We start from the raw sequence: 22,176 nt of genomic DNA, 5'->3' as shown, positions 1-22,176 counted from the left end.
GGCGACATTCGCTCCGGCTTTTTTATGACGGCCACTTATCGAAAACGGAAATCTGTTCTCGGTAAGCGCTACGCAAAAACTCAAAGAGTTAGAGCCCCCTGAAGTCAGCGCCAGCCGAGTTCCGGCGCAACATATTTCAAGATCGCCTCCAGCGCATGGACGTTATAATCGACGCCAAGTTGGTTCGGAATGGTCAGCAACAGCGTATCGGCTTCCGCAACCGCTTCATCCTTCGCCAGTTCCTTGACCAGCACATCCGGTTCGGCGGCATAGGACCGGCCGAAGATGGCGCGCGTATTGGCGTCGAGGTAACCGATGCTATCGCTTTCCTTCGAACCTCGACCGAAATAGGCGCGGTCGCGATCATCCACCAGCGCGAAGATGCTGCGGCTGACCGATACGCGGGGCGTCCGTTCGTGATCGGCCTCTTTCCAGGCCTCGCGATAGGCTCGGATCTGCGCCGCCTGCTGAACGTGAAAGGGCTCACCCGTTTCGTCGTCCTTCAAGGTGGAGCTTTGCAGGTTCATGCCGAGCTTTGCCGCCCATCGGGCCGTGGCATTGGAGCCGGCACCCCACCAGAGCCGCTCGCGCAGGCCTTCCGAATGGGGTTCCAGTCGCAACAGACCGGGCGGATTTGGGAACATTGGCTGCGGATTGGGCTCGGCAAAGCCGTGGCCTTTCAGGACCTCCAACAGGATCTCGGTGTTGCGTCGACCCATATCGGCGTCGCTCTCGCCCTCGGCGGGGCGATGACCGAAGTAGCGCCAGCCGTCGATCACCTGTTCCGGCGATCCGCGGCTCAAGCCCAATTGCAGGCGTCCATTCGAAATGAGATCGGCAGAGCCGGCATCTTCCGCCATGTAGAGCGGGTTCTCGTAGCGCATATCGATGACGGCCGTGCCGATCTCGATCGACTTGGTGCGCGCACCGACTGCGGCAAGCAATGGAAAGGGGGAAGCAAGCTGGCGTGCAAAGTGATGCACGCGAAAATAGGCGCCATCAACGCCGATTTCCTCGGCGGCGACGGAGAGTTCAATGGACTGTTGCAGAACGTCCTTGGCGGAACGCGCTTGTGGATGGGATCCAGGGCTCCAATGGCCGAAGGACAGAAAACCGATCTTCTTCATGAGATAAAACCTGCTGGCTTAATTGATGTGGTTGTCCCACATATAGTGCGCCGCCAGCAGGATGTACCGAAGCGATTGGTGAACAGTGCGTTCAGGCCTGTGCACGCACGACATGATCTCCGTGAGAGGTTTCCGCTGGTCCGGAGCCCGGCGCATTGACCATGGCACCTGCCAGCTGACGGAAAGTGATCATGCCGAGCGGCTCTGCCTTCTTGCCCACCACCGTCGCAACTTCATGTCCGCTCATAGAAAGCAGTCGCATGGCGTCTTCGATGTTGGTGCCGGCGGGGATCGGCGGAGCATCCGCTGCGACACCGCTGCGTACCGGTGTCATGATGGCTTCCACGTGGACAACCCGGCCGCGGTTCACTTCCTTGACGAAGCTTTCGATGTAAGCATCCGCAGGGCGCAAGACGATATCCTGGCTTGTTCCCTGTTGAATAACTTCGCCATCGCGAAGGATTGCAATCTGGTCGCCGAGACGAAGCGCCTCATCCAGGTCATGGGTAATGAAGACGATGGTCTTCTTGATTTCGCTCTGAATATCGAGAAGCACCGTCTGCATGTCCGTGCGGATCAGTGGATCAAGGGCGGAATAGGCTTCGTCCATCAACAGCACCGGCGCGTCGTTGGAAAGCGCACGCGCAAGGCCCACACGCTGCTGCATGCCGCCAGATAGCTGGTTCGGATAACGATGTTCAAAACCCTTCAGGCCGACGCGCTCCAGCCAGCGCATTGCGATGTCTATGCTCTTGTTACGGGCGACACCCTGAACCTCGAGGCCGTAGATCGTGTTATCCAGCACGTTGCGATGCGGCAGAAGTGCGAACTTCTGAAACACCATGGCCGTCTGATGACGACGGAACTCGCGAAGCTCCGTCGGAGACATCTTCACCACATCCACGCCATCCACCAGCACCTCACCGGCGGTCGGATCGATCAGCCGGTTGATGTGGCGGATCAGCGTGGATTTGCCGGACCCGGACAGGCCCATGATGACCTGAATGCAGCCAGACGGAATGGTGATGTTGATATCGCGAAGCCCGAGCACATGGCCATACTTCTCGTTCAACTCTTGCTTCGTCAGACCGTTGCGCACGGCCTCCACATGGGACGCAGGGTTGGAACCGAAAATCTTGTAGAGATTGCGGATTTCAATACCGCCGAAACCATCAGCCATGGGCGACCTCCTGGTGCTTCTGGAGCCGCTTGCCATAGGCCTGGCTGATCCGGTCGAAGATGATGGCAATGCCGACAATGGCAAGACCGTTGAAGATGCCGAGGGTGAAGTACTGGTTGGCGATGGCTTTGAGCACCGGCTGACCCAGCCCCTGCACGCCGATCATGGATGCGACCACGACCATCGCAAGTGCCATCATGATCGTCTGGTTGATACCGGCCATGATTGTCGGCAAGGCGAGCGGTAGCTGCACCTTGAAGAGCTTCTGCCAGCCGGATGAACCGAATGCATCCGCCGCTTCCAGCACATCCTTGTCGACGAGGCGGATACCGAGATCGGTCAGGCGGATCATCGGCGGGATAGCGTAGATAACGACGGCGATCAGACCTGGCACCTTGCCGATGCCGAGCAGCATGACAACCGGGATCAGATAGACGAAGCTTGGCATCGTCTGCATCACGTCCAGCACGGGATTGACGATCCGCTGAAAGCGGTCGGACCGCGACATGGCAATGCCGAGTGGAAGGCCGATGGCAATGGATAGAACCGTACAGACGAAGATCATCGAGATCGTTCGCATCGTATCGGTCCACATGTCGAAGTAACCGATGAGGAGGAGTGTGATCAGACAGCCGAAAACGATCTTGATGCTGCGGCTGGCAAACCAGGCGATTGCCATGATGATCAGGATGATGATCGGCCACGGTGTCTGTGTCATGAAGCGTTCGGCCGAGATCAGGAAATGCTGAAGCGGCGAAAAGAACGTTTCGATCGTGCCGCCCCATTCTCGGGTAAAGCCGCGGAAGCCGTCGTCGATCACCTTCTTGAGGTTCCGAAGAGCCTCATCATTCATATGCGGAAATGTGTAAAACCAATCCATAGTCATCCCCTGTGAGCGTTGCCCCGACAGGGGGAACGGTCGAACAGTGACGTATCGTCACCCACGGCGTTGACATGCGGCAGATGGGCGCCGCATGTCGTTTCGCGTGCCAAGCGTTCCTGAAAAAAGAACGACGTGGCGCGGGGGAGTATTTAGAGAGACGCTTTGATCTTCTCGGCTGCTTCCGGCGATACCCACGTCGACCAGACGTCGGCATTTTCCTTGAGGAAGTGCTTGGCACCGTCTTCACCGGTTGCCTGGTTGTCGGTCATCCACGCCATCAGCTTGTTGACGGTGGCGTTGTCCCAGGAACGCTTGTTGAGATAGGCCATAACATCAGGGCCGGCCTTTTCGGAGAAGGGCTTGGCGACGAGCGTCACGACCTGGTCAACCGGCCAGGCGTTCGGCTTGGGATCCGGGCAATCGGCAACCGTGTTGCAGCGTTTCCATTCTGCGGGATCGTTCGGCACGTCCTGAGCCAGCTTCACCATCTCGTACTTTCCGAGGATAGCGGTCGGCGCCCAGTAATAGCCAACCCATGGCTGCTTGCGCTCATAAGCTTTTGCAATCGAGCCATCGAGACCGGCGGCTGAACCGCTGTCAACCAGAGTGAAGCCAGCCTTTTCACCGCCATAGGCCTTGAAGAGCTGCGCGGTTACGACCGTGCCACCCCAGCCCTGCGGACCGTTGACGACAGCACCCTTACTCGGATCTTCAGGATCGGGGAACAGCTTCGGGTTCTTGAAGACGTCTGCGAAGGTCTTGATTTCAGGATGCGCGTCCGCGAAATATTTCGGGATCCACCAGCTCTGAACGCCGCCATCCTTCAGCGCCTTGGCCGCAACGACCAGCTTGCCTTCATCGACACCGCGCTTGACGACATCTGGAAGCAGATCCACCCAGGCTTCCGGCGCGATATCCGGCTGGCCCTTTTCAGCCATCGAGGTGATGGTCGGAACCGTGTCGCCAACCGTGATCTCGGCGGTGCAGCCATAGCCTTCGTTCAAGATGATCTTGTCGATGTTGGAGAGCACTTCAGCACTCTGCCAGTTCATGCTGGCGATGGTGGGGCTACCGCATTCGGCAGCGTTGGCGGCGACGGCGCCACCCAGCAGTCCAAATACAAGACAGGTCGATGCAAGAAGTTTCTTCATATCTGTTCCCTTTGTTGGCGGCATCTATGAAAGCGCAAGTGCGCCGCTGGCACCAGGCTCATTTCTTGTCTTTTGCAAGCTTGGGTGGATGATGGCGTGAAGACCGCCGACAGCCTGCGCAGAAAGCGACGGGTTTTCGCTCAACTACGACAGGTTAATTTCTTTTGAATCCGCTTATTGAAAGAACCGATTCGATTCTCGCTTAAGTTGAAAATGACGGTCGCGGTACCGGTTTAAAGGGCCATTCCAAAAAAAGATTCGATCCAAATCGTTTGAAAAACTCGTGCCGTTAAAAAGTGCTTGGCGAGTTATGTCCTTCAAGACAAGAGTGTTTTCCGTGATGAAAAATCGGTCACACACTCGGTTCAAATGGTCCCCGCAATCGACGGCGACCTCAATTAAGGGGAGAAACCTTGGCTCGAATTACGCTCCGCCAACTGCTCGATCACGCAGCTGAACACGATTATGGCGTGCCCGCCTTCAACATCAACAATATGGAACAGGCACTGGCCATCATGGATGCCGCCAGCGCAACCAACTCGCCCGTCATCATGCAGGCCTCGCGTGGCGCCCGTGCTTATGCGCATGACATCATGCTCAAGCACATGATGGACGCTGTGGTGGAAATCTATCCAGACATCCCCGTCTGCGTTCACCTCGACCACGGCAACGAGCCCGCAAACTGTATGACGGCCATCCAGGCTGGCTTCACTTCGGTAATGATGGACGGCTCGCTGAAGGCTGACGGCAAGACGCCGGGCGACTGGGACTACAATGTCGATGTGACGCGCCAGGTCACGAACATGGCCCATTATGGCGGCATCTCGGTCGAAGGCGAACTCGGCGTTCTCGGCTCTCTCGAAACCGGCATGGGCGAAGCCGAAGACGGTCATGGTGCCGAAGGCGTTCTTTCGCACGACCAGCTTTTGACCGACCCGGATGAAGCGGTGAAATTCGTTCGCGAGACAAAGGTCGATGCGCTGGCCGTTGCCATGGGCACCAGCCACGGCGCCTACAAATTCACACGTAAGCCGGACGGCAGCGTCCTGGCGATGAACGTCATTGAAGAAATCCACCGCAAGCTGCCGAACACGCATCTTGTGATGCACGGGTCTTCAACGGTTCCGCAGGATCTGCAGGACATCATCAATGCCTATGGCGGCGCGATCAAGCCGACCTTCGGCGTTCCGATCGAGGAAATCCAGCGCGGCATCAAGAACGGCGTTCGCAAGATCAACATCGACACCGATTGCCGTATGGCCATCACTGGTCAGATCCGCAAGGTCCTTGTCGAAGAGCCTGCTGAATTCGATCTGCGCAAGTATCTGAAGCCTGCGCGCGAAGCCATGACCAAGCTCTGCAAGGAGCGTTTCGAGCTGTTCAACACCGCTGGTCAGGCATCCAAGATCACGCCGATCCCGCTGCGCGACATGGCAAAGCGTTACGCCTCCGGTTCGCTCGATCCGGTCATTTCCTAAGAGCGCACATCCTATCGATGGCCGAACATCTCGTTCGGCCATCGATCATTTGTAGGATAAACTTTGCGCCCTCATACAAAATTCAGACTCATTTTTCTTTGAACCTTTGCAGCAAGCACAAATCTGCGGCGACATGCAGTGGGTTTCACGGCACTATTCCGTCAACATGTGAATGGGAGCAGACAATGACATTGCGCATCAACCAGACCGCACCGGATTTTACGGCTGACACGACCCAGGGCCAGATCAGCTTTCATGACTGGATCGGCGATAGCTGGGCGGTACTCTTCTCTCACCCAAAGAACTTCACTCCTGTCTGCACAACCGAGCTCGGCGCGATGGCTGGCCTTGATGGGGAATTCAAAAAGCGCAACGTCAAGGTCATCGGCATTTCCGTCGATCCGGTCGAAAGCCATGCGCAGTGGAAGCAGGACATCAAGACCGCAACTGGCTTCAATGTCGAGTATCCGTTGATCGGCGACAAGGAACTGAAGGTTGCCAAGCTGTACGACATGCTGCCGGAAGACGCCGGCAGCAGCTCCGAAGGACGCACACCGGCGGACAACGCGACCGTGCGCTCGGTCTACGTCATCGGCCCGGACAAGAAGATCAAGTTGATCCTCACTTATCCGATGACGACCGGCCGAAACTTCGATGAAATCCTGCGCACGATCGACTCCATCCAGTTGACGGCAAAGCATCAGGTGGCAACGCCCGCCAACTGGAAGCAGGGCGACGATGTGATCATCACCGCTGCCGTTTCGAATGAAGATGCGGTGAAGCGTTTCGGGTCGTTCGATACCGTGCTGCCCTATCTGCGCAAGACCAAGCAGCCCCAGGCATAACCAGCCTCCCAAGGCGAGAAGAGGAAAAAGCGGCCATAAGCGGCCGCTTTTTCCATTTGAAAGCGGCTTCGGCACTGTTCTTGGCTACCCCGAGCATTCAACGGATGACACCGCAGGCAGGCCGTGGCATAGGGGCGCAACGTTTTGACAGTTTGGTCCGCTCCCCATGATCCGCATTGAAAATATCAGCAAATCCGCCAGCCATCGCATTCTCTATATCGAGGCGTCCGCGGCGCTCAACCGCGGCGAAAAGGTCGGTCTGGTGGGACCGAACGGTGCTGGCAAGACCACGCTGTTTCGCATGATCACCGGCGAGGAACTGCCCGACGAAGGTCAGGTCGCCGCCGAGAAGAACATTACCATCGGCTATTTCAATCAGGATGTCGGTGAGATGGCCGGTCGCAGCGCGGTTGCCGAAGCCATGGAAGGCGCCGGCCCCGTCAGCGTCATTGCCGCTGAACTTCGCGAGCTTGAGGCCCGCATGGTCGATCCCGATCAACTTGACCAGATGGACGAGATCATCGAACGTTACGGTGAGGTCCAGGCCCGCTATGAGGAGCTTGATGGCTATTCGCTTGAAGGCCGTGCGCGCGAAGTGCTGGCAGGTCTCAGCTTCAGCCAGGAAATGATGGACGGCGATGTGGGCAAACTTTCGGGCGGCTGGAAGATGCGTGTGGCGCTCGCCCGCATTCTCTTGATGCGTCCGGACGTGATGCTTCTCGACGAACCGAGCAACCATCTGGATATCGAAAGCCTGATCTGGCTGGAAAACTTCCTGAAGACCTATGACGGTGCCCTGCTGATGACCTCTCACGACCGGGAGTTCATGAACCGCATCGTCAACAAGATCATCGAGATCGACGGCGGCTCACTGACGACCTATTCTGGCGATTACGGATTTTACGAGCAGCAGCGGGCTCAAAACGAGAAGCAGCAGCAGGCGCAATTTGAGCGCCAGCAGGCGATGCTTGCAAAAGAACTGAAGTTCATCGAACGCTTCAAGGCGCGCGCATCGCACGCCGCCCAGGTCCAGAGCCGGGTGAAGAAGCTCGACAAGATCGAACGTGTCGAGCCGCCGCGTCGTCGCCAGTCAGTGGCCTTCGAATTCCTTCCTGCCCCTCGCTCCGGCGAAGACGTCGTGTCGCTGAAAAAGGTCAAGAAGGCCTATGGCAGCCGCACCATCTACGACGGACTGGATTTTATGATCCGCCGCAAGGAACGCTGGTGCCTGATGGGTGTCAACGGCGCTGGCAAATCGACGCTGTTGAAACTGGTGACGGGCAGCGCCGAGCCGGATGCCGGCGTCGTCACGATCGGTGCGAGCGTGAAGCTCGGCTATTTCGCTCAGCATTCCATGGATCTTCTGGATGGTGATGCCACCATACTGCAATGGCTGGAACAACGTTTCCCGAAGGCGGGACAGGCGCCGCTTCGCGCACTGAGCGGCTGTTTTGGCTTTACCGGTGACGATGTGGAGAAGAAGTGTCGCGTCCTTTCGGGTGGCGAGAAAGCACGCCTGGTGATGGCCGCGATGCTGTTCGATCCGCCGAATTTCCTCGTCCTCGACGAACCGACCAACCATCTGGATCTCGACACCAAGGAAATGCTGATCAAGGCGCTTTCGGAGTATGAAGGCACGATGCTCTTCGTATCGCACGATCGCCATTTCCTCGGCGCCCTCTCCAACCGCGTCCTTGAACTGACGCCGGACGGCATCCATCAATATGATGGTGGCTACACCGAATATGTCGAGCGGACAGGCATGGAAGCACCAGGTCTGGAACGCGCCGCCTGATAGCGCTCGCGGCAGAACAAATGAGCAAAAAAAATGCGGCTGAAAAGCCGCATTTTTCGTGAACGAGGGTCACTCGATTAGTTGAGTGTTTCCCAGTTCTGGCGCACGTCCGATGCGGACTTGCTGAGATGAACATGAGAATCCACATGGTCGACCCAGTCAAGCGGGATGAGGTGATGCTTGCCGTCACCGGCATCGTTCTTGGTGAGCTTGATGCGGCTCTGGCCTTCTAGATGGTCGACGGTGCCAACATGGCTGCCATCAGCGGCTTTGACTTCCATATGCTCGCGAATATTGTCTGCAGAAACCATTGGTATTTCCTCCTGTTTATCGTTTCGGATGCGAAGGAAATGAGCCCGGCGCCGTTTCGTTCCGACGAAAAAATCACTCAATCCGCTAAAAAGACCCAGACCGACCGTCCGTTAGCGGACGCTTTGAAAGAGGATGGAACAACATTCCGATCCTAGCCTTTAATGTGGTCACCATCATCATCCGGACTGGGCGGGATCCACGTGAAAAACAGAATCTGCATCATCGGATCGGGTCCGACCGGCATCTACACGCTGAAGTACCTGATCGAATCCGCTACGCCTCTCGACATCACCATCTACGAGGCCGAAAGCGAGGCAGGCAAGGGAACACCTTATCTGCCGGGCATCAACGACCCGGTGATGTTGTGCAATATCCCGAGCATCGAAATTCCATTGATTGGCCAGATCTTGACGGACTGGCTGAAACAGCAGCCGGACGCTTATCTCCAGCGCTTCGGCATCGTCAAAAGCGAGATCAACGAGCGCCAGTTTTATCCCCGCGTGGTGCTGGGAGACTATTTCCATACGCAATTCCGTTTCCTTCTCGCAGAGGCAGAGGAGAGAGGGCACGCGGTCACGGTGAAGCCTGGCCATCGCGTGTCGGACATTGTCGTCGGTCCAGGCGCCATTCAGGTGAAAACGGAGCATGCCGAGCAGTTGGGGAGCGCCTTTGGTCATGTGATCATGGCGACCGGCCATGATTGGCCTGAAACGACCGAGACGAAGCCCGGATACTTCGTCTCGCCCTGGCCAGCCACCGCTCTGGAGAGCATTCGCGGTGGACGGCTCGGCATTCTTGGAACGTCGCTGAGCGCCATCGACGCCCTGATGACAGTCTCGACGTCGAACGGCTCTTTCCTCTATGACGAGGCGGGCGCGCTGACCTATAAGACTGCAAGCGACGCTGGTGATTTTCACGCCACCTTGATGTCGCGAAAAGGTCTGCTGCCGGAAGCCGACTTCTATTTCCCCATTCCCTACGAGACGCCGAGCATTTGTACCGAAGAAGCGGTCGATGCGCTGATTGCCCAAGGACCAAGCGGTCTTCTCGATGCGACATTCGAGCTTTTCCGTCAGGAACTCTCGCTGCGCGATCCGGACTACGCCATGCAGATCGGATTGTCGGATCTCGACGTCGACACCTTTGCCGATGCCTATTATGCGTATCGCTCTGGAACGGACCCCTTTGCCTGGGCAGCGCTCAATCTGGCCGAAGCGAAGAGCAATATGACCCACGAGGTCACGGTGCCGTGGCGCAACGCCATCATGATCACCCATGAGATCGTTGCGAGAATCGTGCCGCATCTGGATCTCGAGGACTTCAAGCGGTTCGGAAAGTCCTTCAAGAGCATCTTCATTGATGAGTATGCGACTGTCCCGCATCTCTCCATTGAGCGTGTCCTTGCGCTTCGCAATGCCGGCGTGCTGTCGATCCAGAAACTCGGAAACGATTATGAGATCGCAACCGATCCTGGGCGCCGTGGCGCGACGGTGACAACGGACGATACGACACTCCAGTTCGACACCTTCATCGATGCAACGGGTCAAAGCGCCCATTCCGCCAAGGACATCCCCTTCCCCAGCCTTGTCAGCAGTGAGGTGGTGCGGGAGGCGCCAACCGTGCTGGAACGCAGCGTATTATCGGATGACAATGCGCGCGAGGTTACTCATCTCGGCGGCATCGATGTGGATGAGGAGTATCGTGTGATCTCCGGGGGTGCACTTCAGACAGCGCTCTATTGTGCTGCAATTCCCTATCTCCTGCACAAACATCCGTTTATACAGGGGATCACCAGTGCCGCTGAAATAGGAGAAGTCGTTGCAGGGTCGATTATCAAGGACTTGGCGAAAATTGACCTGCACGAGCGTCTTACGGCTTGAGGACGCTTCCCGTAACAGGGAAGCACTCTGATCAACCGTTGGAATTCGCAGCATGAATAAAGTCGGCCACATCCAGGAAATCTGGCGTTACCCCGTCAGTTCAACTGGAGGCGAAAGATGTGAAACCGTTACCCTCCATGAGAGAGGTATTGCCGGCGATCGGTGCTTTGGACTTTTCGAAACCAGCACCGGCGCCATCGCCACACCGGAAAAGGACGCACGCTGGCGCCCTGCTCTCATGCTCTCCAGCCGGATCGATGGTGCGGGGAAAACCTGGCTTCTGTTTCCCGATGGCGATGAGCTGCCCATCGACGATCACCATCTTCCAAGAAGACTGTCTGCGCATTTCGGCTTCGGCGTCTCCATCGGCAAATACGCCGATGCGGCGGACGAGCTCGAACAGAGGCTCCCCGTCATCGGCAGGGCCTATCAGGCGAGCCCGCTTCATCTTCTCTCCTCGGCCTCGGTCGAGCAGATCAGAAACCGGTTGACCTCGGGCGAGGCCGATCGCAGGCGCTTCCGACCGTCTATCCTTCTCCAGGCATCGGTAACGGATGCCTTTCCCGAAGACGACTGGATCGGTGCCATCCTGCATATCGGCAACATCCGCGCCATCGTCATTGAGAAGACCAAGCGCTGCGGCGTTACACTGATCCCGCAACCGGACCTGCCTGAGCAGCCGGATGTCTTGAGAACCATCCTGCGAACGAACCATAGATGCCTTGGCGTTTATTGCGACGTGGTCGAGAGCGGGGTTCTGCGGGCCGGAACAGACGTATTCATCGAAGGATGAGCTGATCCGCTCCTACAAGCCTGTGCCTACTTATTGAAGCCTCAGTTTCAGGAGGGCGTAAGCCAACAGAGCCAGGTAGCCGAAAGCGGCCAAAGCAAAGGGTCCGCGAAGAGCCATCTCGCGGCCGGCCTCGTTCTCAATTACCGACACCAGCATACCAGCTGTTATTGCACCAAGAGGCATCGATCCCCATCCGAAGAAGCGGTAGATACTGTTCACGCGGCCCAGCAATTCTGCCGGAATACGCCGCTGGCGCCACGAGACAGTGATGACGTTCCAAAGCATGGAGGCCGCCATAAAGAAGGCCATGGCTGCACCAACCGCCAACGCACTGGAAGTTAGACAAATAGCTGCATATCCTCCAGCCCATATCACAAACGAGAGGTATAGGCTTGCCTGAGCGCCGACCTTTTTCGTGATCAACGGCGCTCCTAGACTGCCGACAACCGCGCCTGTCGCAGCAGCGGAAAGTAGCAGTCCATGCTCGGCCGCAGACAATCTCAAAATCTCCTGCGAGAACAGGACGGTAACGGTTGCTGCCATGGAAAAAAGGAAATTCACCATCCCTAGCGTCACAGCGAACCTGAAAAGAAGGCGATCTTTCCGCATCCAGCTAACACCTTCAACGAAAGCAGGCCAAAACCTAGCGGTGCGGGTCATCTGAGGCGGCATAGTGATCAACCAGACCATGCCGGCAGCAAGCACCAGTATTGCCGCATCTAGACCAAATGGCACCGCAACACCAAGCCCGATCAGTACACCCGCGAGCGGCGGGCCAATGAACTGCCCCATTAATTGCTCCGCGCTCCACATCTGACCGTTAGCCACTTCCAGATCTGCCGGCGAGACGATAGACGGCAAGATCGTTTGAGCGGCATTGTCTCGCAGCACTTCAGCACAGCCAAGGAGAAAAGCGAGGCCTGCCAAGACCCACACGGCTGATGCCACTGGCTCGCTCAAAGCCAACATCATGATTGCAGTTACTATGCCCGCCCGGATCATGTCTGCCTGCGCGATCAACTTGCGCCGATCCGTACCGTCGATGATCACCCCTGCTGGAAGCGCAAAGAGTAGCCACGGCATACTCCCGGCAGCAGCTACCGCACCAATCGCCAGTGGATCACGCGACATCAGTGTGGCGAGCCATGGCAGCGCGAGAACAATGATTCCGTCGCCAAGGTTTGTCAGCGTACCCGCGGTAAGAAGCAGACGGTAATTTCGGTTGCGAACCAAAAGCGTCGTCGCCATCTTGGACTGATCCCCTTTTCTGTTTCCAGCAGAATAAAGGACGCTGAAGCATCGTCAATCAAGATCATCTGCATCCGCGTCCTGTGGGACGCTCAAGACTCATCTCGCCTGCTCGAACCCCAATCTGTCCAGTCCGCGCTGTACTTCGGGTGCGTTCATGAACAACCGCCAAAGCAGACCAGAGCGATGGTTTTCCATCATCGCGACGATTGGCCCCTGATTGGTGGCCAGATGCGTCTTCGCCGCCCAGCCGGTGGCAGGTGAGAAGGAATCGACAAAACCATATCGTCCCAGCAGCTTTCCATCTTGATGGGACGCGAAGATCTCCAGCGCCTCCTGCGCTTCATCTGGCAGAAACGCGAAACTCGAAAGGGCAGCCGTTGACGCGATAACGCCGCCATCGACGGTTGGCGAGAAGGCGCGATAGCCTTTCGGCCCGTCGCAGGCCGTCATTCCCCAGGCACCTTGAGCGCCAAGCTCCGCCTTGCAGTAATCGTGATTGATCTTCGCATGGGCCGTAACCTGCCCAGCGTAATCGCAATAGCGGTCGCGTAACCCAAAGGGGTTGAGGCCGCAGAACGAATATTGCGATAGGAACAGCGGGCCACCAAAGGGCTCGCCCAGAGGCAAAACCGTGCCGAGATAGGTGTTACCGTTGACCATCTCGCCATGCCTTGCCCAACCGGCATGATAACTTTCCGGCTTGATGGCATGATGCTCTGCGCCAGCTGCAAGCACGTAAGCGATCAGCGCCTCGTTCCAGCCGGTGATCGGAACATTGCGCGCCCAATGATACTTTGGGCTCCAATGCCAATAAAGCGGCCCATCCTTCTTGCGGGTGAACCACGACCATTCGACCCCTTGAATGATCTGATCCGCAGAAGCTCTAAAGGCCGTCTCGTCTGGAGTCTGTCCTGCGAAATACTCCCGGGCGCAGATGAGGCCCTGCAGAAATAGAGAGGTTTCCACCAGATCGGCACCATCGTCCCTGCGGCCGAAGGGGAGAATCGTCAGCGTCTGCGCATGGACAAAATGCGGTAGGGCACCATGAAACCGCTCCACGGATGACAGCGACTGAAGCATGCGCGAGACGCGCTCGAGCGCTTGCCCGCGACCGATCCATCCCTGTTCGGCGCCGACAAGAATGGCCATGAGGCCGAAGCCGGCACCGGATACCGAGACGATATCGTTGATCGGCTTTCCCTCAGCACTCAGCCGGTCGAAAGGCAAGCCTGTGTCGGGGTGAGCGCCCGACCAGAAATAGTCGAAGGTCGACCGATGGATATCGTCGAAAAGATTGACGGAGGGAGAGGCACTCGACTCGGACGTTTCTATTCGCACTCTTGTCCGGCTATCGCCTTTGCGACAGCCGCCCCTGGCATCGAGATCATGTACAAAACTCGCTTTCTCCGTCTCGAAGAGACTATGCTTTTCATAGGTTTACGTATCAATAGCCCGTCATCTCCAGATAACCCACACCATTGCTGCTACCCTGGAAAGAAATTGGCCCTTCCCAATAGGGCGTGGACGTTGCCATCCAGGCCTGCTCGTTGAGAGGACGCGCCGTGATATCAAGACCTTTGCCCGGAATTCTCACCCGCCACGCGACTGGAATGGTCTTGCCGTTCACATCGGCGCTCCGCAACGGTTCGAGAATGACGTCATCGGACGACAGCGGCGTCGTCTTGCCATCGGCGGATATCCAGTTGGCAGACGTGTACCCACCCTTGCTGTCCCGCAACCGGAAGGCCATGACCTTGTCGCCCGATGCCAGATGAAGCGAGAACCAGTCCCATCCTGTCTGATCTGCGGCAAGCGGCTGCGACGACCACTCGCGATCAAGCCACGCGTGCCCGCTGACCTTGATCGGCTGACCATTCAGTTCGACACTGCCTGTGACCTGATAAAAGGGCTGGGAGTAGTAATAGCTTGCTTGCCCCGCGAGCGACTTGACCGAAAAGCCGCGGTCTCCCTGCAGCGCGAGAGGTCCTGTGGCATCCAGTTGCAGTCGATAGGCGAAGTCCGTGCCGTTGGCCGTCAGCGTCAGATGATCCAGGGCGTCGCCGGACCCCTGCGGACGGGCACTCATCTGCCAGTCGTCGATCCAGGCGTTGAAGGGGGTAATTTCTACGCCGGCTTGCCCGACACCGCCCCGCCCCAATCTCTCGGCAACGAAATGTTTTTCCGGCGTGGTGACCGCAGCGTGGCCGATCCATATCTGGGAACTGGACCAGCCTTGCTTGTCGGTGGGCGCAAGGGCAGAACGAAAAAGCGTCCACTGCGCTCCGAGAGCACGGCCATCTTCGGTCGTCAGATTGGCGGTTACATACCACCACTCGATACGATAGTCCGGATGCGCTCCATGATCCTTGGGAAAGAGCAAGCTCACGCCACGCTGTGGTATTGCAAAGCCTTGCGCCTCAGAGCCCAGCCCCGCAAATCCTTGCGCCGATGCTGCAAGCGGCTGAAACAGGGTGACACATAAAAACAGGAGGCTGAGATGCGTTCTACCGCTCATTGGCAAACACCCTGAGAAGATCGGCCGGATCGATGGAGGCCAAGCGGCGGACGGGCAGGACGATGGAGAGCAGCGCTGCAATCAGCGCGATGACGCCAAGGCGCAGCCACTCCAACGGAAAGATCATCATCGGAAGCTTCCAGCCGAAGGCCTCGACATTGACGATCGCGAGCAGCACCCATGCCAGTGCTAGGCCAACAGGAATAGCGAAAACGAAAGTGGTAAACCAGAGAGCAAGCGTTCGCCACACTTCGAAAAACGCCAGATTGCGCCGCCTGATCCCCATGGCCCAAACGGGTGCGAGCTGTGGGAGTCTTGCGCCCGATAGGGTGAGAAGACTGGCGAACATGGCGAAACCGGCAACGCCAAGCGTCAATATATTGAGGGCCGCCGTTACGGTGAAGGTTTGCTCAAAGACGGCCCGGGACTGACGCTTGATAGCCGCCTGATCGACGATATTTCCCTCCGGCAAGCCAAGTTCTGTCACCATCTGTCTCTTCAACGCGGCAGCACGGGCGGGCTCTACGCGGATGCCATAGCGCAATTTCGAGGCTTGCGGGTAATGCGTCGTCAGAGCATTTGCACCGACCATCAGCTGACCGCGCGGGTTGCCATAGTCGGAATAGACGCCGACGATCCGCACGCTCCAGCCGTCCGCAAGCTGCAGTATTTCTCCGAGTCTCAAACTCTCTCCGCGCCAGAGCTGCTCATTGATGAGAGCGCCAGCCCCAGATGCAACGGCGTCCCAGGCATCTGGCTGCTCGGACAAAAGCGGCCAGTGATCGCGATAGGTCGCATGGTCCGCGACCCCTGATATCTGCAGCGGCTTGCCCATGACCTCCCCTTCAGCACTGAAGATCGGAAGCACGGCATCGGCGTGTTGTGGCAGCCATGCTCTGAGGCGAGCAGCTTCCTCGTCGTTTCTGGCGGTAACATAGAGCTCAGAGACCAGGCGCTGATCGAGCCAACCGATAAAGGTCATTCGGAAACTCGACACCATCGTTCCCACGCCGATATTGGCCGAGAGCGCCAGAAGCAGCGCCATCAAAGCCAGAGACAGGCCCGGCAATTGCAAGCGCGTATCTGCCCAGAACCAGACGCTCAACGCCGCCTTTGCACGCCGTTGCGCCCATGTGAGCGCTCTTGACAGGAAGGCAGGCAGAAGCAGTGCTGCCCCCAACAACAATGCGCCCAGCACCGTAAAACCGGCGACAAGCCCTTTGCCGAACAGCGCCACCATTACCGCGATCAGGAGAAGGCCGGCACCTGCGATGGCCTGCAGACGGAGCGCGCGAGCCGATGAAAGGCCCCAGGCCTGCGGTTGCGAGGAGGCGAGAAGCGGCATGCGACGCACCCGCCAAAGGCTTTGGATGGAGGACAGCAGGGTTCCAACGAGCGCCATGCCCATTCCCGTGGCCCACCACTCCGGTCGCAATTGGAGGCTTCCCGGAACGGACGCGCCGTAGAGACCACGCAGCGTCGATGACACGCCAGGAAGCAAGGACGAAGCGATGACGTAGCCAAGAGCGACACCGATCACGCCAGCCAGCAAAGCCAGAACCAGGATTTCCACCAGCAGCAGCACCGTCAGCATAGGCAGAGAAACGCCAAGCCCACGGATGGTGCGAAAGCTGGCTCGCCTCTGTTCGAAAGACAAGCCGGTTGCCGAGTAGACAATGAAGAGACCGACGATGAAGGCAAGAAAGCCGAAGGCGGTGAGGTTCAGGTGGAAACTGTCGGTCAGGCGGGCCATATCTCCCCGGTCTTCCATCGGCTGGAGGTGAAGCTCCGGCGCAATGGTTTGCACATCCGGCAAGCCGGAGCGCTGGTTTTGCGCCATCACAATGCGGCTCAATCGCCCGTCTCGGACCAACAACCTATCCGCCAGTCCGACATCGACGAAAGCGGCGTCATCCGGCACATCCGGCGAAATCTTCAAGGGGATCTGCGTCTGACCTTCAAGTCGCGCTGCGGTCGCAAGCGATACGATCAGCAGGCCCTTGTCTGCCATGAAGTCTACAAGATTGGAAGAGCCGGCGATCTGGACGGGGCCGCCCTCACCCGTCATCGTCAGCGGATCGACACCGATCAGCCTGATCCGCACCGTATTGAAACGGTAGTCACCCTCGATCACGGGCGAGACGTTCCATCCCGCCCGCCGAAGCGCCCCAAAATTTTCCGGCGCGATCAAGCCTCCGTCTCTGGCAACGAGGCGCGGAAGACTGCCTTGTTCAATGATCGACGCCGAGCGCGCATAACTCGCCCTGGCCTCCGCATTGATGGCCTGAACGCCGGACCACAGTGCAGTCGCAAGACCAATCCCGAGCACGAGCGTCGCAAGCTGCAGCGGGCGGTAGCGCCAGTGCGAGATCAGCGCGTGGAACACGGCCCAGATCATGCGACGATCTTTCCGCCGCGCAACACCACCTGCCGGTCCAGCTTGCTCGCCATGCGGCTTGAATGTGTCACCAGCAGCAGTGCCGAGCCCGCACCTCGGCTCAGCGAGATCATCAAGTCGAGCACCACTTCGCTGGTTGTTTCATCCAGATTGCCGGTCGGCTCATCGGCCAGAACCAGCGCGGGGCGTGCCGCAAGCGTGCGGGCGATCGCCACGCGTTGCTGCTGACCGCCCGACAATTGCTCGGGATAGCGATTGAGCAGCGTACTGAGGCCCAGGGTCTCGGTGAGTTCACGCGCCCAGTCGGCATCGTAGCGGCCGGCAAGCTTCGCATGAAAGGCGATGTTGTCTACGACGCTGAGTGACGGAATGAGGTTGAACTGTTGAAACACCAGCCCGACAGTCTTGCGCCTATAGCTGGCACGTCCAGCCTCATCCAGCGCGGTAATGTCTTCGCCATTGACTATGATCGAGCCGGTGTCGGCCCGATCCAGCCCGCCGGCGAGATGGAGAAGCGTGCTCTTGCCACTGCCGGATTCTCCCGTCAGAGCCACACTTTCCGCCGCATCCACCGACAGGTCGATGCCACGCAAAACCGCAATCGGCCCCTCCGCGGTTCGGTAGGACTTGCTGACATTGGAGAGCGTGAGAAGCATTTCTGAAGGCATCACTTTCTTGTTGGTCGGCGCAAAGCCGGAAGCAGCACCCTACTGCGGAAAAGGCAGAAAAGCGCGGTGTCCCCATGGTCCACCAAGATAGTCCCACAGGTCAATTCCAAGGATCGTGATATGGCGCGGTTCAAGGCCTGCACGCAACGCCTCGTAGAGAGTATCCGCGGACGCCTTCTCCACCTTGTTCTGGACAGTGATATGCGGTTTGAACTTCTGTCGATCCTGCGGCCCGGGCCACGATCCGAAGGCTCTGAAAAGGTTGGCGCGCAGGGTTTCCAATTCAACGCTCCTGATCTCGAAAGCGACGCCACCGCCCAGATGCCTGACACCTGATACTTCCGCGGTGAAGGGCATCGTTTGCGCCACAACCTCTTGAGCAAGACTTGACGCTTCGCCAAAGACCCGCCCGGGCAGGTGGTGAAACAGGGTGATGTGGGCGTTTAGGAAGTTTCGATGGGGCGGAAAATGCTTCCGCCTCATTTGGTCAAAATATGCCATATCGCCCGGCGCGGCATGTGCCGTGACGATGATCGGCGGAAGCGTCATTTTATCGGTCTGCGGTGTCGTCGACGACGTCCGTTTCCGGCCGGTCTCCACCCTTCACATGCTGCGATTGCCAGTGCCCATCGGCAAGCTGGTAGGAAATTTCCACTTCGTCTCCGCCGATCTGCTGGCGGCGCGCCGCATCCCGCGCGGCTTCCAGAGCCGTATCGTGGTCTGGAAAAGTCTCGGACCAGACATCATCGACGCGATACGCAAATCCACCGTCATGTTGATCGACATGATAAACAACTGCCATGAGAGTCTCCTTTTACAGGCTCTCGAAAACGTCGCGACAGCGCGGATGTTCCCAAGCAAGGCGGCTTTGACAGCGAAAGCATGGGCAGCGCAGATACAGGACATCTAAAGAATACGCTCCTTCGGCGATCGTACTGTGCGACGTTCCCAGCCAACAAGCACAAGGCTTGCGGTCACGATCAGAAGGGCGCCGATGAAGACGTTAGCGGCCGGGATTTCCGACCAGATGAGATAGCCATAGAGAAACGCCCAGATCAGCCCGGTATATTCGACCGAAGCGAGTGAGGAAGCTTCGGCGTGCCGGAACCCCTCATAGAGCAGAAACTGGCCGAGCGTGGAGATCAGGCCGACCCCGATCATCAGCGCCCAGCCCTGCATGTCCGGGTTCTTCCACAGCCATGGCAGAGCCAGCGCGCAGGCGATGCCGAACAACGCGCTCGTCGCATACATCTGCGTCAGCGTCGTTTCGCTCTTGCTGACGATACGAACGAGGATGGTGCTCCAGGCCCAGCAGAAACCGGCAACGATGCATAGAAGCGCCGGAAGCCAGTTGGGCGAGTGCGTCGGATTGGCTGCGACAAGCACGCCGATGAAGCCGAAGGCACATGCAATCCAGCGCCCCATGCCGACCTTTTCCTTCAAGACAAAGATGGAAAGGACGACGACCATGATCGGCGCAGAAAAGTAAAGTGTCGTCAGTTCCGCCAGACCGAGATAGAGCGACGAACTGTAGAACAGCATCCAGGCGATCAGCATCAGCGTTGCGCGCAGCACTAGCGTGCCGCGATATTTGCTCTTCAAAATGGATGGGTGACCGTAGAAATAAGCCAGTGTTCCGGTGATCGCCACGATGACGGCACTACGGACGAAAAGGATCTGCGGAACATAATAGGTTTCCACCAGGTACTTCACCAACGCATCCTGCATGGCAAAGCAGGAATAGCCCATAGCCGCGAGACCGATGCCGAAAAGCGGCCTAGCCTCCAAAGAACCCGTCATGCTCATTCACCACTGGCTGTCGATGCTCGCCCGTTGAAATACCGATCGGCGACCGGACTATCGAGCAAACATGGATGCGTCCGCCTCAGGCAACGCAGTGCAGGATGGATCGGATATCCTGCCGGCTTTTGCAACCCCAAAATGCATCAGGCTGGTTCACCAGTTTAACCCCGACCAACGCTTGCCAGAATAGCAGAAAGCCGCGGAGCGAACCCCACGGCTTTCGCACATGTGCTAAAATGGTTCCAAGTGATCAGAACAGTGCATCGGCAAAGAGATCGTCATCGTCTGCTTCCGCCGACTGTGTGGCCGTCGCGTGAGCGCTGGCGCTGTTAGCCGGCAGATATCGCACGTGGATATCGCGCTCATGTGCCATGGTGTAGAGTTTGTAGACACGCGACGAAAAGCCTTCGATCTTGTCGGCGAAGCCCGATACATCGGCCTGAAACCCCTGCGACAACTGGGCTGCAATATTGCAGCAATCGTTGAAGGTGGCTCCGAGCTCACTTTCGAAATCGAGGGTGGTGACGACAGCGCTGATGCGGCTGAACACCGCCTGCCCCTCTTCGGCGAGCGCCTGCGTCCCTTGCTCCATTTGAGATTTGGCATTCCGGATCGAATCCAGCGCTTCATTGAGCGGCGCGCTGAAGTTCTTCGAAAGCCCCTGCCCCTGTTCCACAAGCGCCTGTGTGGCAACCTCTACGCCGCGCAGATCCTCGACGATGGCGTCGGCCGGCGTTTCGAGCTTGCCTGCGAAGATCCGCATCTCGCCACTGACGACGTTGACGGAACGCCCTGCTTCGCCAAGCTTGGAGCAGCGCAGGTTGGAGTTCAGCGCCATGTAATGGATGTCGATCTTGATCGAACGCAGCACCTCGATACCGCGCAGCAATTCCTGGGCGCTCTCGGCAACGGAAAACACGACCTTGTCCGCGTCGCCGCTGCTGCCCTGAACGCGTTCAGCGAGCTTGCAGGCCTCGACAATATCTCTTTCCATCAGCGCAAGCACGTTGTTGTCGCCGTTCGAGCTGCGATCGACGAGTTCGTCCCGCAAAGACAAAATGCGGCCCGCATCATCGATAAAGCTGGAAATGCTGGTGAAAATCTTGCTGCAATCGCGCTGGAAGTCCGCAGCCGTTTCGTCCATCTGAGCACTGACGAGCTGCAGCACCGCTTCGCGCAGCACCTCATGTTCGGTCTCGGTCAACGCTTCGCCTTCCGACGAGGCGACGAACTCTTCCAACAGTTGGAGAATGCTCTGAATATGCTCGATGCGCTGTCTGGTAATGTCACCGATCTGCAGATTGGACAGGACGGACCCGATCTTGCCCTGCACGCCTTGGGCAATCTTTTTGACCTGTCCGGCGATCTCCGCCATTTCCCGATGCTGGGCAACGATGCGGGCGGAGTTTTCCGTCAGTCCCTTGATGATGGGCGGAATGATCGAGCCGAAGTCGGTCAGTGTTTTCGACGAAAATGAGCGGGCATCGGTGAGTTGTGCGCGCATCGCCTCAAGATTGGCACCAAATCGGGCAACCTCATCCGCACCCGACTGGATGCGATCGCGAATTTCGTCGGCAAAACCGGAAAACTCCGCCAGCCCCGCACCGGCAATCTTCACCGTTATGGCAAAGGTCTTGAGGTAGCGGATGGTCTCGTGAATGTCGTCAATATGGCCGCGGGTCGAGGCGCACATGGTGGTCAGTGCTTCGAAACCGGATTTACGATCGCGCTCGATTTCCGGCAGATGCGCCAGATCCGTCATCGTCCTGCGCAGACCGGCAACCGTCTCCTCGGTCTTGCCCTGGTCCATTGTTCCTGTGATCCCATCGAGAATGCCGATAAGATCGTTGAGCATCTCCATGACGGAAACGAGCACTGCGCCGCCATCAAGAAACCGCTTCTCGATGCGCGCATGGGCAGCCGTCAGCTTGCTGTTAAACTCAATCTGTTGGTCTGTATCGTAGGCCCTGTTCGGCTTGAGCATTGCACCCATGGTCGTTTCCCGATCTCGTGTTGTGCTTTCACGCTACACAGGAATGACGAAACGACAGGTAAACGCGACCTGAGGAAAGGGCGGAGATCGTTTTTAGAGTTAAC

The 22,176-nt window shown here is 57.9% G+C and carries 19 protein-coding genes; 5 read left to right on the top strand and 14 right to left on the bottom strand.

Annotation, left to right across the window (positions count from 1 at the left end; translation table 11 throughout):
• Nucleotides 1-104: 104 nt before the first annotated feature.
• The 4 genes from AC07U5_RS19675 to AC07U5_RS19660 all read right to left on the bottom strand — a co-directional run bounded on the left by AC07U5_RS19675 (nucleotide 105) and on the right by AC07U5_RS19660 (nucleotide 4,341).
• The gene (locus AC07U5_RS19675; protein WP_494724004.1) at nucleotides 105-1,127 is read right to left on the bottom strand and encodes an LLM class flavin-dependent oxidoreductase; all 1,023 of its coding nucleotides are present in this window, start codon (nucleotides 1,125-1,127) and stop codon (nucleotides 105-107) included.
• A gap of 91 nt (nucleotides 1,128-1,218) precedes the next feature.
• The gene (locus tag AC07U5_RS19670; RefSeq protein ID WP_494724003.1) at nucleotides 1,219-2,307 is read right to left on the bottom strand and encodes a quaternary amine ABC transporter ATP-binding protein; all 1,089 of its coding nucleotides are present in this window, start codon (nucleotides 2,305-2,307) and stop codon (nucleotides 1,219-1,221) included.
• Nucleotides 2,300-3,187 carry an ABC transporter permease gene (locus tag AC07U5_RS19665; protein ID WP_062441642.1) on the bottom strand — a complete coding sequence of 296 codons (888 nt, stop codon included), beginning with the start codon at nucleotides 3,185-3,187 and terminating at the stop codon, nucleotides 2,300-2,302. Before AC07U5_RS19665 ends, AC07U5_RS19670 begins: the two co-directional genes overlap by 8 nt.
• 152 nt (nucleotides 3,188-3,339) lie before the next feature.
• The gene (locus tag AC07U5_RS19660) at nucleotides 3,340-4,341 is read right to left on the bottom strand and encodes an ABC transporter substrate-binding protein (RefSeq protein ID WP_111847098.1); all 1,002 of its coding nucleotides are present in this window, start codon (nucleotides 4,339-4,341) and stop codon (nucleotides 3,340-3,342) included.
• 413 nt (nucleotides 4,342-4,754) lie between these two features.
• Between AC07U5_RS19660 and fba the strand changes: the two genes are divergently transcribed.
• From fba to AC07U5_RS19645, 3 genes are all read left to right on the top strand, one after another.
• Complete coding sequence (gene fba / locus AC07U5_RS19655) at nucleotides 4,755-5,819, top strand: class II fructose-bisphosphate aldolase (protein ID WP_062424165.1); 1,065 nt, start codon at nucleotides 4,755-4,757, stop codon at nucleotides 5,817-5,819.
• A 185-nt stretch (nucleotides 5,820-6,004) separates the two neighbouring features.
• The gene (locus AC07U5_RS19650) at nucleotides 6,005-6,664 is read left to right on the top strand and encodes a peroxiredoxin (RefSeq protein WP_062424164.1); all 660 of its coding nucleotides are present in this window, start codon (nucleotides 6,005-6,007) and stop codon (nucleotides 6,662-6,664) included.
• Nucleotides 6,665-6,830: 166 nt separating this feature from the next.
• Entirely contained in the window at nucleotides 6,831-8,459 is a 1,629-nt protein-coding gene (locus tag AC07U5_RS19645; RefSeq protein ID WP_111847097.1) for an ABC-F family ATP-binding cassette domain-containing protein, read from the top strand.
• A 77-nt stretch (nucleotides 8,460-8,536) separates the two neighbouring features.
• Here AC07U5_RS19645 and AC07U5_RS19640 read toward each other — a convergent pair whose 3' ends face one another.
• The gene (locus AC07U5_RS19640; RefSeq protein ID WP_113326352.1) at nucleotides 8,537-8,770 is read right to left on the bottom strand and encodes a DUF2171 domain-containing protein; all 234 of its coding nucleotides are present in this window, start codon (nucleotides 8,768-8,770) and stop codon (nucleotides 8,537-8,539) included.
• A 201-nt stretch (nucleotides 8,771-8,971) separates the two neighbouring features.
• Between AC07U5_RS19640 and AC07U5_RS19635 the strand changes: the two genes are divergently transcribed.
• Together AC07U5_RS19635 and AC07U5_RS19630 are read left to right on the top strand one after the other, a co-directional pair.
• Nucleotides 8,972-10,651 (top strand): FAD/NAD(P)-binding protein, encoded by a 1,680-nt coding sequence (locus AC07U5_RS19635; RefSeq protein ID WP_494724002.1) that lies wholly within the window; start codon nucleotides 8,972-8,974, stop codon nucleotides 10,649-10,651.
• A gap of 52 nt (nucleotides 10,652-10,703) precedes the next feature.
• Nucleotides 10,704-11,444, top strand: a complete 741-nt coding sequence (locus AC07U5_RS19630) for an MOSC domain-containing protein (RefSeq protein ID WP_494724001.1) — start codon at nucleotides 10,704-10,706, stop codon at nucleotides 11,442-11,444.
• 30 nt (nucleotides 11,445-11,474) lie between these two features.
• On the opposite strand, the gene AC07U5_RS19625 is transcribed toward AC07U5_RS19630, so the two are convergent.
• The 9 genes from AC07U5_RS19625 to AC07U5_RS19585 all read right to left on the bottom strand — a co-directional run bounded on the left by AC07U5_RS19625 (nucleotide 11,475) and on the right by AC07U5_RS19585 (nucleotide 22,072).
• Complete coding sequence (locus tag AC07U5_RS19625) at nucleotides 11,475-12,692, bottom strand: MFS transporter (protein ID WP_494724000.1); 1,218 nt, start codon at nucleotides 12,690-12,692, stop codon at nucleotides 11,475-11,477.
• Nucleotides 12,693-12,791: 99 nt separating this feature from the next.
• Nucleotides 12,792-14,033 carry a glucoamylase family protein gene (locus tag AC07U5_RS19620; protein WP_494723999.1) on the bottom strand — a complete coding sequence of 414 codons (1,242 nt, stop codon included), beginning with the start codon at nucleotides 14,031-14,033 and terminating at the stop codon, nucleotides 12,792-12,794.
• 106 nt (nucleotides 14,034-14,139) lie between these two features.
• Nucleotides 14,140-15,210 (bottom strand): lipocalin-like domain-containing protein, encoded by a 1,071-nt coding sequence (locus AC07U5_RS19615; protein WP_494723998.1) that lies wholly within the window; start codon nucleotides 15,208-15,210, stop codon nucleotides 14,140-14,142.
• Entirely contained in the window at nucleotides 15,200-17,608 is a 2,409-nt protein-coding gene (locus AC07U5_RS19610) for an ABC transporter permease (RefSeq protein WP_494723997.1), read from the bottom strand. Before AC07U5_RS19610 ends, AC07U5_RS19615 begins: the two co-directional genes overlap by 11 nt.
• Nucleotides 17,605-18,264 carry an ABC transporter ATP-binding protein gene (locus AC07U5_RS19605; protein WP_494724285.1) on the bottom strand — a complete coding sequence of 220 codons (660 nt, stop codon included), beginning with the start codon at nucleotides 18,262-18,264 and terminating at the stop codon, nucleotides 17,605-17,607. Before AC07U5_RS19605 ends, AC07U5_RS19610 begins: the two co-directional genes overlap by 4 nt.
• 51 nt (nucleotides 18,265-18,315) lie before the next feature.
• Entirely contained in the window at nucleotides 18,316-18,825 is a 510-nt protein-coding gene (locus AC07U5_RS19600) for a 2'-5' RNA ligase family protein (RefSeq protein WP_494723996.1), read from the bottom strand.
• A 1-nt stretch (nucleotide 18,826) separates the two neighbouring features.
• Complete coding sequence (locus AC07U5_RS19595) at nucleotides 18,827-19,078, bottom strand: DUF2188 domain-containing protein (protein ID WP_062600022.1); 252 nt, start codon at nucleotides 19,076-19,078, stop codon at nucleotides 18,827-18,829.
• Between the two features lie 104 nt (nucleotides 19,079-19,182).
• Complete coding sequence (locus tag AC07U5_RS19590; RefSeq protein WP_494723995.1) at nucleotides 19,183-20,076, bottom strand: DMT family transporter; 894 nt, start codon at nucleotides 20,074-20,076, stop codon at nucleotides 19,183-19,185.
• Between the two features lie 253 nt (nucleotides 20,077-20,329).
• The gene (locus tag AC07U5_RS19585) at nucleotides 20,330-22,072 is read right to left on the bottom strand and encodes a methyl-accepting chemotaxis protein (RefSeq protein WP_440612752.1); all 1,743 of its coding nucleotides are present in this window, start codon (nucleotides 22,070-22,072) and stop codon (nucleotides 20,330-20,332) included.
• Nucleotides 22,073-22,176 lie beyond the last annotated feature (104 nt).

Source organism: Agrobacterium sp. GW821-FHT02D03 (assembly GCF_059421725.1).
This window is presented reverse-complemented; position numbering and strand designations above follow the sequence as displayed.

Excerpts from the sequence above, each read along its gene's own strand:
- AC07U5_RS19675 (WP_494724004.1), bottom strand. The coding sequence starts at position 1,127 with ATGAAGAAGATCGGTTTTCTGTCCTTCGGCCATTGGAGCCCTGGATCC.
- AC07U5_RS19670 (WP_494724003.1), bottom strand. The coding sequence starts at position 2,307 with ATGGCTGATGGTTTCGGCGGTATTGAAATCCGCAATCTCTACAAGATT.
- AC07U5_RS19665 (WP_062441642.1), bottom strand. The coding sequence starts at position 3,187 with ATGGATTGGTTTTACACATTTCCGCATATGAATGATGAGGCTCTTCGG.
- AC07U5_RS19660 (WP_111847098.1), bottom strand. The coding sequence starts at position 4,341 with ATGAAGAAACTTCTTGCATCGACCTGTCTTGTATTTGGACTGCTGGGT.
- AC07U5_RS19650 (WP_062424164.1), top strand. The coding sequence starts at position 6,005 with ATGACATTGCGCATCAACCAGACCGCACCGGATTTTACGGCTGACACG.
- AC07U5_RS19645 (WP_111847097.1), top strand. The coding sequence starts at position 6,831 with ATGATCCGCATTGAAAATATCAGCAAATCCGCCAGCCATCGCATTCTC.
- AC07U5_RS19640 (WP_113326352.1), bottom strand. The coding sequence starts at position 8,770 with ATGGTTTCTGCAGACAATATTCGCGAGCATATGGAAGTCAAAGCCGCT.
- AC07U5_RS19630 (WP_494724001.1), top strand. The coding sequence starts at position 10,704 with ATGAATAAAGTCGGCCACATCCAGGAAATCTGGCGTTACCCCGTCAGT.
- AC07U5_RS19625 (WP_494724000.1), bottom strand. The coding sequence starts at position 12,692 with ATGGCGACGACGCTTTTGGTTCGCAACCGAAATTACCGTCTGCTTCTT.
- AC07U5_RS19615 (WP_494723998.1), bottom strand. The coding sequence starts at position 15,210 with ATGAGCGGTAGAACGCATCTCAGCCTCCTGTTTTTATGTGTCACCCTG.
- AC07U5_RS19610 (WP_494723997.1), bottom strand. The coding sequence starts at position 17,608 with ATGATCTGGGCCGTGTTCCACGCGCTGATCTCGCACTGGCGCTACCGC.
- AC07U5_RS19605 (WP_494724285.1), bottom strand. The coding sequence starts at position 18,264 with ATGCTTCTCACGCTCTCCAATGTCAGCAAGTCCTACCGAACCGCGGAG.
- AC07U5_RS19600 (WP_494723996.1), bottom strand. The coding sequence starts at position 18,825 with ATGACGCTTCCGCCGATCATCGTCACGGCACATGCCGCGCCGGGCGAT.
- AC07U5_RS19595 (WP_062600022.1), bottom strand. The coding sequence starts at position 19,078 with ATGGCAGTTGTTTATCATGTCGATCAACATGACGGTGGATTTGCGTAT.
- AC07U5_RS19590 (WP_494723995.1), bottom strand. The coding sequence starts at position 20,076 with ATGACGGGTTCTTTGGAGGCTAGGCCGCTTTTCGGCATCGGTCTCGCG.
- AC07U5_RS19585 (WP_440612752.1), bottom strand. The coding sequence starts at position 22,072 with ATGGGTGCAATGCTCAAGCCGAACAGGGCCTACGATACAGACCAACAG.